Below are 12,692 nucleotides of genomic sequence, written 5' to 3'. Positions count from 1 at the left end.
ACCTTGGAACTTCAAACACTGACAAGTCGCCCCGTGGGTTCATGGGGCGGATACAAATAATGGAGTCCCTTTCTATGAATAGATATTTTATATGTTAACCTTTATTTAACAAAGAATAACTTTATCTATGGTGTAGTCTCGGGCTAATACTATTCTAGCTCCTACATTTCCTTAACAGCATGTGATACCTGCTAGGTAGACTTATGTATTGGAAGGACTGTTTTGAGCTACTTTTGTAATCAAATTGGTCAAAGTACTTTTCTAGTATCACTGCAAGAGCGAACCAGTCATCGAATTTGCCTAAGACTGAACCAGGTGTTGAATACCTTGGTGTATAGCTTTCAAAACGTAGCTCGGAACGCAGAGTTCTGTTCTTTATGACAGAGCCGAAGTCAATTAAATGTACTTGCCCTTGAGGAGTCAATACGATGTTAGATGGTTTAATGTCACCATGAACGAAACCAAGTTTGTGGACTTGATGAATCGAGCGCTCTAGCAAGGTAATCCAGTTGGTAGGGAAGTTGTTTGACTTAGAAGGCTCGGTTTGGATTTGTAATAGTGTTATTCCACAAATGTGGGAAAGGACTAGATAGTCACTCTGCTGGTTAGAGAAATAATCGCAATATTCTGGCCAGTTATAATTGGAGTTGGAATAGAGAAACTCAGCCTCTTGTTTGAGAAAGTGACGGTGCTTTACTGCTTGAGCATACTTTATAGTAACGACGCCCCAGTTAGGGTGCTGGGCTTGAAGTACACGTCTACCTAATCGAGAGAGATTAGTGTAGCCACGGTTAGTTAGCTCCTGCTTGAGCTTTGCGTCGTCCGAAAATTCTCCCTTCAAAGCAACTTTGCCAGAGTGTTAAACCCAAAGGAAGAGCAACTTATTGACAGAGAATTATTGTCATAAGATGGAGCTCGCTTTGATGTACAAAGCGAGCTACTTAAGGGGGCTTTACTAGATATCACTTGGTAACGAGAATCCAGAGAAGAAGCCGGGGACAAACGGGTTCGACTGACCCTGAGTTTTGATGGTCAGTTTTACTTTACTGTCACCATACACAAACTCAACTTGTGTATCTTGAGCGGATGAAAAACTCACATTAGGACCGAATAAGCGGAACCAACTCCATGTACCTTTGACTGTACTTTGGCCAATTGTGGAGTCTTGTGTGTTCAACTGGACTCCTAGTTTCTCGATAAACTCGGAGTCTCCTTGCCATGATTGCTGACTCCATAAGGTCGGCCCGTGACGGTAAGTGAAGATCGGTTTGTCCGAAATGATTGAAAACTCGGTAATGTTTGGTGTCATATCAACAGCTTTTACTTGGAAATCGATCTGAATGTTTGATGGATCAGCTAGGAAAAGAGCGTTTTTGATATCAGAAGCTTTGTCCATCATTGTCCATACATCTGGCGTGATAGATAGCGCAGTACCAGGCAACAGCCCTGGTAAGTAAGGTGCTTCGTCATTGTTTTTAACGAATCCATTGAGGCGATTTTGAGAGAACTTATCAACTATACCGTTTGTAACGAAGAAGGCCTTGAGATCAGCAACGCTCGCATCCAGTTTGGACTGTCGGTTGAATGGATAAAAAGACGCTAATCGTTGTTGGTATGGTTGATAAACTTCGTTTGACCATGCTGTATTAAGGTGGTCATGAGCCAGCGACATCACCATTTCATTACTTTGATGCACAATTTTACTTATCACTTCTTCTGCTACAGCTAAATGATCGTTTGATAAGTTCGATAATGATGCAATAGGGTTACCAGCTTGCAAAGTCACAGATAAAGTATCGAAGGCTACTTTTTGAGGTTCTTTGGTTTCATAAAACTTGTCTGCCCATTTATTTGCATTAATAATCGCACTCAGCAGATTGTCTATTGGCTTCTTCCCTTGATCGTTGGCAGAGACCTGTTTTTTGTATGCTTGAAAGCTTAAAGTTATCTGGCGTGCAGATTCTTTTTTATCTTGGTCTTGAATTGGTATGGTCGCAGGATCTTGCGATTTACCCTCGTTGTCTGGTATTTCGAGTTCCACATAGGTGTACTTAGCGACGGTTGAGTACAGGCTGACCAGTGGGTTACTGTTTGCACTTGATAGGCTAGCGAATGCTTTTTTTAGTTGTGCAGGATCCGCTATTTCATTGACTTTTACATTGCTAATGAGATCTCGCCAATAATTTATGTAGTCATTTTGATAAGTTTGCTTTAGTTCACGGCTGATTCTGTGCATTTCGAGTGCACTCGGATAGGCCCCTGCAACCCCTTCATATGATTGTAAGGCTGCTTTTAGAGTAGGTGAGTTGACGGATAAATCGAGCTCATTAAACCCCGTTGGTGTATAGATATATGGAACCATGTAGCCCACATAACTTGTTGGGAATTGCAGAACTGAACCCCAATTATCGCCTAAATCATTTCGAATATCGACGCGCTTTGAGTAGGTTTCTGAGCTTTGAATGTGTTCATACAATAGAGTTCCGATACCTGTTTGAGTAATGACTTTCTTCGCTAGGTTCTCTAAATCGTGATTTGATTTCATTGGTGTTAGGTTACGCGCGAAGATGTCATTCAGTAGTACCTCTAGTTGAGCAATATTGACACTATCTGCTTCACCTTGGTCTTGGAATGTACGCATGTAGTAGTTTTTAAGCTCATGAAGGTTAGTCCTATTTTTACTGAACAATAAACGGTAGTTATTCAGCAAAGCTAGAGTCTGAGATTGATCTTCGAGATTGACGTACACAAATAGGTCTTTCTCTAGGGTATTTTCCATAGAAGGAATCAGTACTTTCTGTAACGCTGCAAAATATGCTTTTTCGATCTCTCCTTTGATACTAGAGTTAGGCATAAATGGCAGCGTATACCATGGCTCAGGCTCATTGTAGAGGTTATAAATTCGCTGTAATGAAAACAGATTAGGTATGTTTTCAGCCATGTTTTCGATGTCGTAAGGAGATGCTGATATCGCTTCTTTATAGCGCTCAAGCATTACATCGGCTTCAGCTTCTCGTTGATTCTGGAAATCAAAGTCAAACTTAATCACAAGTAATACGACGGTTAGTAAGCTAGCCCAAGATAGTGTGAAAATCACTTGGTTAACTAACAATGCGTTTTCTTTACGCTTGTTTACCCCAACCAGTTCGTGTTCGGATAAAATCACGTGTGTCATAAGGTATTGAGCAAAAAGGGTCTGGTTAACCGGGATCTGCTCATTGTGTTGATAATGCTCATGACCTACCGAATAAGATACAGTGCTCGCCAACAAGTCAGACTGAGCTGAGCTTTGACCATCATGAGTAAAGTAAAATCCGCGGAATTGAAGAGCGTCACTAAGCTGCTCTCCACGGTACAAGCGGTTGAGGAACAACCAAAGGTTTTGTTTCAATAATCCAAACTGGAAAGGGGCGCTAGCAATTGAGTTTCGATAATCCTGGTTGAGTTGACCTGCAAGCGCGTTGCTCATGTTGGCTATCAACTCACTGATTAAATGGTCGTATTCATCATTAAACCAGTCTGCGTCGATACCACCGTGTTTAGAATAAGGAGCCGTGGCACCGAATACGTCGTCTCTTTTTGATTCGTCAAATGCTGAGAAAAACTGACAAAAATCGCTGATGCTACCCATATTAGAGATAACGTTATAAATAGGTAAGCTGACCCCAAAAGCCTGATTAAACGTTTTTATTGTCGATTTTAGTTCATCAGCTTTTTGTGTTATTTGTTCATTATTTTCCAACAATGAAGCTACGTCAGTCGTGAGCAATAAACCATTCGCGGCCTGCCTCGGGCGCCATGCTGTTAGGGACTGACAGAGTGTTTTTAGGTATTCTGGGTGTTGGTCTTCGCCAGTGCTTACCGAAACTAAAATGGAATGCTCGCTGACCCAAAATAGAATTGGGAATTCAATATCACTGCCAAAATCGTCGAGCTTATATGACTCATAACCCATTTGAGTGATGATACTTTTGTCTTTATTCGGATTTTGACTCAATAGTAGGTAGATTGGCAGGTCGTAGCGACTCATTAAGTGAGCTTTTGGTCGTTGCTTGCTGACCATGCGTTTGAAATGGTATGCCAGTTGCTTTTGTCTTTTCTGAATCAGCGATTTGTCGAATGACTCTTTTTGTGATGGTTCACTGCGGTTGATAAGAACCCAGTAACATACTAAGCCTACAAGTGTAGATATAATTGCGGTAGTAGCTAAAGCCCACGTCAAATATGCGTTGAGAGGTGTTAGTAGAATTATGCTAGAGACGACGGTAAAAAGGGCAAAAGATACTAGGATCGAGATACCTACTGTTTTTTTTGTATTGCCCGATTTGTTTGATTTAGTTTTCGGCATAATCAGTTTGATTCTTCCTTGTTTAAGTCAGGCGCAGAAGTCCGAACAATAATGGCGTTTATTTGGTCGTTTTCTACGTACCATTCTTTGGTACTTCTTGCTTCTTCTTTTGTGTTTGCTCTTAATTCTTCTGAAGGAGACTTGACCCAATCTTTGGCTGTTGAAATGCATTGTTTTTGCATTGTAGACCACACATCACTTCTCGCATCGAGCGTATGTGCGCCCCACCAAATGGCCTCTCGAACAGGCAATCCGTGAGCAAGGAGCTGAACTAAGTCGAAATATAGCTCGCTTTCCAATAAAGCTTGAATAGAATCATCAATGTTGAATTCGTCATTAATCAGTGCTTGTGCTTCGTCGGAGCTTGAGAATCTGTCGAGCAACTGTCTGCCAGTTTGATATGGAATTTTTTTATACATGTTTCTGTCTTACCTGAATTTGTGCTCTAGTGTGGTTTAAATGCTAGCTATTGAATTCACTAATTCACCTTTACAATAGCGCCCTTTAATTCGCCAAGTACGCCGCCATTAAAAGTACCTTTTAGGCCTGATTTAAACTCGGCACTTAAAGACCCCTCTGCTGTGAGTGTAGTATCCGCTTTAATCGCGACACTGAGTCCTTTAATACTGTTGGAGCTTGTCGCTTCGAGAGCGGTTGTTACACCTGATATCTTGTTCGCGGATGTCGCCTTACTTGTTACGTTCATGCCTTCAAGGTTGAGTGCGCTACTCGCTTTGATATCAATGTTACTTGCTTCAATACTAATAGAAGATGAAGACATAGTGATTTTGCTGGACCCAACTTTTAGCTCAATCTTGTCATCCGCTTCTAGGGATATAGATTTACCTTTGGCAGCGATAGCTTTGTCTGAGTTGAGGGTGTAATTATCTTCTGTTGAGACGTTAACTTGTTTGGTGGTTTTCTGGATTAGTTCACCTTTAATGGTCTCTGTCAGGTTGTTCTCTATTTCTTTCGTGAAGTCTTTGGTTGCATGAATGTACAAGAGCTCATTGTCTTTCTTATCGTCAAAATAGAGCTCGTTAGCCAATCCGCTTAACTTAGTGCTAATGCCTGTTTTCGTTGAGTTAGCTTCTTTGTAAGGTGGTGGGTTTTTACTGTTATAAACGCTTCCTGTGATAATCGGTTGGTCTGGGTCACCATCAATAAAACTGACCAGTACTTCCTGTCCTACTCTTGGAATAAACTGAGCACCATAACCATTGCCAGCCATCATCTGAGCAACGCGCACGTAGCAACTCGTTTTGTCTCCGGATGTTTGTGTATCCCAATGAAATTGGATGCGAACTCGACCTTGTTCATCTTGATTAATCTCACCTGCGGTATTACCGGCTACGATGGCGCTTTGTAGTCCGTGTATTTTTGCCTTATCCGTCGGTGAAGGATAATTAGGAGTCGACGTGTCAAGAAGAGTGAGGCGTGTTTGACAATGGTTTTCGGTGCTATAACTCGTGTGAAGTTCTGTGACTAAATAGTCACCGAGTTGATCTTTGTCTAAATGGGATGATAGTGAAAACCACTTACCCAATTCAAATAAATCGTGTTGCGCTTCGGCTTCTACGGTTTGATAATTTTGCTCGAGCTGTTCAATGCGTCTTTTGACTAGGTTACTGGCAAGGTCTTCCATCCCACCAGTGATACCAAGGTTAGGGTAAAACTGTTTCGTTAACTTGGTGTTGTTAGCTATCTTATGACTGGATTTTTTCTGTTTACTGCTCACAAGTTTAGTTTGTGAGTAATCATAACTAGTCAGTTCGATGCTGGCACCATGAAATTGACCTTGTGGCATCCATTTATCTAGTAATGGATTGTTGCCTGAAGGGACTTCAATCATGTCCAGTTTACCGATATCTGACTTTTTATAAGGGCTCTGAGCGTCCTGTAGCATCATCACGTGATCTGAGTCGCTGTGTTGGAAAAAGTAATGAACCCCTTCTTCAGCAAGCAGGCGAGTTACGAAATCAAAGTCGCTTTCATCATATTGAACGCAATACTCTCGTTTGGATGAGGGCATGGTACCAGCCTTAAATGAGCCACTGAAACCTGCTTGGGTTAACACATCTGAAACGATATCTTTAGTCGATTGGTTTTGATAAACACGGAAAGAATGAGTGTGTATCAATAACCAAAACCACGGCCTTAGAGTGATGCGATAACTAGAATACTGCAGGTTACTGTCCATGCCCAATAACTGAACTTGCGTAACAATGCCGTTGAATACACGCGTGGCTGCTTGGTTGTTAGTGTCGTTAATAAAGCGTGTAATCGAAAGCTTTTGACCAAGCTGGTCATCAATTGAAAAGTTTTTTGAGATGAGTGTTAGTTCGATTTTAAAAGGCTTCGACAGGTACTCAGAAATAGCAAAATCGCTGACTGCATGCTCATTGCTTTTAGAATCTTTTGCCACAATCGCACTGGCAGAAGGGGAGAAATTATCCGTCATAGGCTCGCCTGATAATGCTCGAAGATGTTCTGATATTGTGTGGTATCAATATTAATGAACTGACTTGATTTGGAATTATGAGTCTAAATTTATAGCATAAATTTGATAATATATTAAGGTGTATTATAGCTTTCTTTGGAAGGCTACTTCTTAATTTAGAAGTTGCCTGTATACCGAATCAACTTGAAGGTGCAGGCTTGAGTACCAAAAATTACCGATTCATTCTCACCACAACTTGCCTTAAGAGCTTCATCAGTCTCTATGAATCTAATTATATTTGCGGCAGAGCTATATTAGCCGATTGTGACAAAAGAACAGATATGGCAAACTATATAGAGTACGTAGAGTTTAATTATAATCGGGCGATAAAGCTCAATACTCTAGGTGTCTAAGCCTAATTTAACTTTGAAAAAATAATGCTCAATGTGTTGTCCTTTCTTGCAAAAGCAGAACACTTTCGTTTCTGAACTAATACAGCTAAATAATAAGAGTTTTATACATGCAAAATCAAAATCCAATGTACGCTGATATGTTGAGAGTGTTCTCTAAAGCGGAGCTTGAAGGTGGTTCTCTCTTTTCTAAACTTGTTGTTGTTGGCAAAACTGCAGGTCAACTAAAGGAAGTTAAAGGGGTAGTCGATAAGAGTATCGGACTTGGTAAGGCTCTTAATTACGCTGGAACTCACGGATTGTCATCAATCAATTCAAGTGCCGGCTACAAAATAGCGTCAGGCGCTGTTAAATCAGTTGCTAGCAGCGCTGCTATGAATAGCGATCAAAACTGGTTTATGAAAATCGTGTCTACTTTAAAGCAAAAGTTGACTGAATTTTTATCGTCGATTACAGACTTTGGAAACGATTTAAAGCAAAAACTATTCGCTCTATTACCCGATGTTGTATCAAAAACACTAGGCGAAGTTTTACAGCATGCTGGTAATATTAAAGCCGCATTAGAGTCAGCATACAAGACCATTACAAAAACAATGCACTACCTAAAATCTGACGGTATGACTATGCTCGCGACCAACAAAGTTGGTTCTTACGTAATTATATCTATCAGAGAGCAAATAAAAGGTGCGGCAGTATCAAGTTCGATTGCAACTCTGCAAAGTGGCGGGACGATATTAGTGAACTCTCTGAGTGCTGGTGTTGGTGCAGCAGTAACAACTATCGCTAACGCTATTGTTTCCATTTTCAAATTTTTTGTCTCGCTAATCAAAAAATGGAAAATGGAAAAAGAATATAATGAATTCAAGAAAAAATGTACGACTTACCTAATTAACGTTCAATCAATGAGTGATGAAAGGCTAGAACAGTTCTTCGCGGAACACATACGTAAAATCCCGATCTTAGCTGCCTATATAGTTTGCATCCCTAGATATGGTTCACCTTATAATTTTTTGAAAATTCTTGATGTTACCCCGCCAAATGCACACAAACGAATCAGCTTGAGCCGAGGAATACGCAAGATAAAGTCCAAGATATTAGGCACAACACTTGACAGTGATAAAGTGGCACATCAAAAAAACATTCTTTCGTCTTTTGAACTATTAAAAGAAGAGTCAAGAGAGTTTATTAAGGAATGTCCGATATCTCTAGAGAGTAAAACTCCAGGTGTTCTTGAGGTGTTAAAAGCAGCGAGAAGCCAAATGAACTTTCTTCCCGGTAGTGATTTGGATGCGAGTAAAGTCGCTCATGCTTTACATAAAAGTAAATTGAGCAAAATTCATGCAGGAAAAGCCCATCACGTAACGGCACGTTTAGATCTCCTAATACGTTCTGACCGCTGGGCGTAAGAGGCTGTCCTAAATTCTGTGTAGCTGTCTAAGCTTAAGTCGTAATAGCGAAGGGTAGACAACATGGATAGGAAAACAGTTGGAAGTTTTTGTTCGTGAAGTTGCACCGTTATATTAGTTCTGACTAGTTCTGACTGGATCTGATACATCGATTCGAAACGTAGAGAGTTACCCACTTTGATTAAAGGAGCTAATCCCGTAATCAAAGACATAGCCAGCCTACTCAATCTGGATTCGTAATGACTTAGAAAAGTTCAAGACGGGTCTTATTGCCTTGATGTCATTGGCGTAGGTGTTTCCATTTTATGAAAACTAATACCATTAAATTAATTATGGTATTAGTTTACTGACGTATATAGTTAATTATCATTTAAAGACATGATTGTTGAGATTCAGGACAGAATGTTAGGAGAACTTGAATAATATATAGAATAATGTGTTGCTAGGGGCGGTAGGGCGTTGTAATAATATAAGTATTGTTAGCGTGTTACGTTTTTAACTAGTGATTATTCAAGGATAGAATAATGGCAAACACAAAAATCTCGTTGCGGTTTACCGTTGGAGGGATGTTTCTACTTGCGACGGTGCTAACGGCGATCGTGGCGGTTTCACTTCAATATTACTTCAGTAAAAAAATGGCGACAGAGCATACCTTGTCCAAGTTGACCATGGTATCTCAGGACTTGAGCGACTATATCGGTAACGTCGACTCAGACGCGATAAATACCGCTCGATTACTGTCTTCCGTACATCGCTCTATTAGCTATCAAATTTCTCGCGAAGAGTCGCGTGGGATCCTCTCAGAAGCGATAAAAGATAACCCTCTTTTTTATAGTATTTACATAGGTTCTTCTAACGAACGCTTCTTCCAAATTATCAATCTGGAATCTTCTCCTTTTGTTAGAGAAAAAATTGGTGCCGATCGCTCAGACCGTTGGGTGGTGATCGAGATAAGCGACAGGGAAGCAGGTCGTATCCGCACGACTAAGTATTACGACCTTGAGTTTAACCTCAGAGACTCAAAGACTGAGCCGAGCAATTACTTTCCTACGACACGGCCTTGGTATGTCTCCGCGAATACTGAGACGGTTGAGAAAACACAGCCTTATCTTTTCCAGCATCTTCAGATCACGGGACAAACTTATTCCTTGGCTTTTGAATCAAAGGCCGTTGGTGACACGCAACATGTAATCGGCATTGATATCGTGTTGTCTTCGTTAGCGAGTAAGTTATCTGCGAGCGCGTTAGGTTTAGATGAAGACAGTCAAGTTGAGTCCTTTCTGTACTCTAAATCGGGCAATATTATTGCGTCTAATCGCGACACTGAAACGAAACATGCACTTCCTCAAACAAATAAAATCGATTGGACTGCTCAGCAACAAGCCGTCATTGAGAACACGCCTCCTTTATTACTCTCTAATCAAAGCGATTGGGGGCCAATGGATTTCGCGGTATCTGGACAACCACACGGTTATGCGATTGATCTTCTGAAAATGATCAGTGAAATGAGTGGTGTTAAGTTCGAGTTTGTTAATGGCTTTTCGTGGGCAGAGCTAACAGGCAAGTTTCATGAGGGAAGCATCGATGGTTTGCACTCTATTCAGAATTACGAAAGCAACGGAGTAAAAGGCTTATACACGGATTCTATCTACGAGTTGCCTTTCTCTGTTGTAACGCGAGAAAACGCACAGACGATCTCAAACTATGGAGATCTCAGCGGCAAAAAGGTGGCGATTTTATCTGGGTGGTCGGTTATTCCTCAACTCAGAAAAGACTTCCCAAATATTGAGCTTGTTGAGTTTCCAAGTATGGAATTGGCATTTGATGCTGTTGATCGTGGTGAGAGCTTTGCAGTACTCGACGCTAAGCCTGTGTTGGAATTCTCTTTGGACAAATTTTTCCATGCAAGATTGAAAGTTAATGAAGTGCTGTTGGATCTCAAAGCTAATTACCCAAACCAATTCCACATTGTGTTGCAGAACAAACATCAGCAGCTATTACCAATCCTAAATCAAGCCATTCGCGCACTCACTGATGAGCAGAAAGCAGTGTTGTCACAAAAATGGCTCCATCATCATGCTCTCAATACAGGCACAACCATTCCTTACACTGAACTCTATGAACGTACTGCGACGGCTACTACCGAAGGCGAAATGGTTAAGATTGTGCTCAATGGAGAACCTAAGCGTCTTTATCTAAAAAAGATTGAAACGGGCGAGCACTACTCTGAATATTTTGCCGTTGCGATACCTGAAGCGGAAATCTACAGCGCGGTAAACAAACGAGTTGCGACGTCTATTGGTGTGACGGTGCTTCTTATGAGCCTAACCTTGCCAGTAGCTTGGATCTTTGGTGCGCCTATTGTTCGACCGATCCGTCAACTCAAAGCTGAAACGCAAAAAATTAGGCAGCGTGATTACGACAATGTGTCTGTGCTTAATACGCGAATCAAAGAGGTGTGGGAACTGTCTGTGGCAGTGAAAGGCATGGCGGCAGAGATTAAACAACATGAACAGACACAAGAGGCGTTTGTGGAGTCGTTTATCAAGCTTATAGCCCAAGCTATCGATGATAAATCCGCTTATACGGCAGGGCACTGTAATCGTGTACCAGAACTAGGCTTGATGTTGGCTGACGCGGCTGAGAAATCACAGTCCGATCATTTCAAAGATTTTGAGTTTAAAAATGATGATGAACGTCGTGAGTTCAGAATTGCGGCTTGGCTTCACGATTGTGGCAAGATCACGACACCTGAACACATCGTCGATAAAGGTACGAAGCTAGAAGCGAACTACAACCGAATTCACGAGGTGAGAACTCGATTTGAAGTACTTTGGCGTGATGCGGAAATCACTGCTTTGAGAAAGCAACTTGAAGGCACGCTATCAACGCAGCAGATAACCGATGAGCTTGCGGCCTCCAAACAGCAGCTACAAGATAACTTTGCTTTTATCGCGACATCGAACGTTGGTGGTGAATTCATGAGTGAAGACAAAGTCACTCGTATTCGTTCGATAGCTGAGACAACTTGGACGCGTAACTTTGATGATCAACTTGGTTTATCACCGATAGAAGCGTTGAACCGAGAACCGAGTGCAAGTTTACCTGCGACAGAGCCACTGTTAAGTGATAAAGCAGAGCATATAGTGAAAAGAGATAGGCCGTTAGAGTTTGACCCGAAACATCAAATTAAAATGGATGTACCTGAGCACTTATACAACCTAGGTGAAGTCTACAATCTGAGTATTGCACGCGGCACGTTGACCGCTGAAGATAGGTTCAAGATAAACGAGCACATGCTTGGCACGATTAAGATGCTTGAGAATCTGCCATTCCCGAAAGAGCTAAGCCGTGTGCCTCGTTATGCGTCGACTCACCATGAAACCCTTAAAGGCACAGGCTATCCAAGGAAGCTGACAGGTGATGACCTTTCAATCCCAGAACGTATTCTGGTGATCTCAGATATTTTTGAGGCGTTAACTGCTGCGGATAGGCCTTATAAGAAGGCGAAACCAATCAGTGTTGCTGTAGACATCATGTATAAAATGGCGTTGGACGAGCATCTTGATATCGAACTGTTTAGATTGTTCTTAACCAGCGGTACTCACCTGCGTTATGCAGAAGAGTATCTCAAACCAGAACAGATTGATTTTGTCGATATCAGCAAATACCTCGAAGTCACTCGTCAGATAGCTTGATTAAAGGTTGGCTTGTTAGAACGGGTTCGATGAATGAAAGGCGCACATGAGTGCGCCTTTTTTATATCTGTTTATCGGTGAGCTGGTGGATAGGCACAAACGGGGCTGCTTTTGACCAGTTCGGCTATAAGTTGTCGACACATCGATTTTAAATGACTTTAGAGTAGGTATCGGGCTGGTTGTTGTTGTCCTGTTTAAATTAATAAATAACAAGTATTTAAGTTGTTTTCAGTGTCCTTTTGGATGAGTTTTTATCGTATATAAAAATACTACCTTAGTCTAAATTGTCGACAATCTGCTTGATTGTCGACAATTTGATCGTGTATTTTATGTTCATGTTATGAAATTGTTGACAGTTAGGGTCGGCAATCAGAAGTGAGCAGCGTGAAT

The 12,692-nt window shown here is 41.3% G+C and carries 6 protein-coding genes; 2 read left to right on the top strand and 4 right to left on the bottom strand.

Going from position 1 to position 12,692, the window contains the following annotated elements; genetic code table 11:
• Positions 1-154: 154 nt before the first annotated feature.
• The 4 genes from ACED60_RS15385 to ACED60_RS15370 form a co-directional block, all read right to left on the bottom strand.
• A complete protein-coding gene (locus ACED60_RS15385; RefSeq protein WP_371727921.1) occupies positions 155-841 on the bottom strand; it encodes an AarF/UbiB family protein in 687 nt (228 codons plus the stop codon).
• Positions 842-955: 114 nt separating this feature from the next.
• Positions 956-4,348 (bottom strand): type VI secretion system membrane subunit TssM, encoded by a 3,393-nt coding sequence (tssM, locus tag ACED60_RS15380; RefSeq protein WP_371727920.1) that lies wholly within the window; start codon positions 4,346-4,348, stop codon positions 956-958.
• Positions 4,349-4,350: 2 nt separating this feature from the next.
• Positions 4,351-4,767: a hypothetical protein gene (locus ACED60_RS15375; protein WP_371727919.1), complete on the bottom strand. Its 417-nt coding sequence runs from the start codon at positions 4,765-4,767 to the stop codon at positions 4,351-4,353.
• A 59-nt stretch (positions 4,768-4,826) separates the two neighbouring features.
• Positions 4,827-6,809, bottom strand: a complete 1,983-nt coding sequence (locus ACED60_RS15370) for a type VI secretion system Vgr family protein (RefSeq protein ID WP_371727918.1) — start codon at positions 6,807-6,809, stop codon at positions 4,827-4,829.
• A gap of 499 nt (positions 6,810-7,308) precedes the next feature.
• Between ACED60_RS15370 and ACED60_RS15365 the strand changes: the two genes are divergently transcribed.
• Together ACED60_RS15365 and ACED60_RS15360 are read left to right on the top strand one after the other, a co-directional pair.
• Positions 7,309-8,604 carry a hypothetical protein gene (locus ACED60_RS15365; protein WP_009846613.1) on the top strand — a complete coding sequence of 432 codons (1,296 nt, stop codon included), beginning with the start codon at positions 7,309-7,311 and terminating at the stop codon, positions 8,602-8,604.
• A 524-nt stretch (positions 8,605-9,128) separates the two neighbouring features.
• The gene (locus ACED60_RS15360) at positions 9,129-12,302 is read left to right on the top strand and encodes an HD domain-containing phosphohydrolase (protein ID WP_371727917.1); all 3,174 of its coding nucleotides are present in this window, start codon (positions 9,129-9,131) and stop codon (positions 12,300-12,302) included.
• The last annotated feature ends 390 nt before the right edge of the window (positions 12,303-12,692 follow it).

Origin of the sequence: Vibrio sp. 1F279 (assembly GCF_041439815.1) — a bacterium.
Classification (GTDB): domain Bacteria; phylum Pseudomonadota; class Gammaproteobacteria; order Enterobacterales; family Vibrionaceae; genus Vibrio; species Vibrio tasmaniensis_A.
Note: the sequence above shows the minus strand (reverse complement) of the source record. Positions and strands in the feature narration are given on the sequence as shown.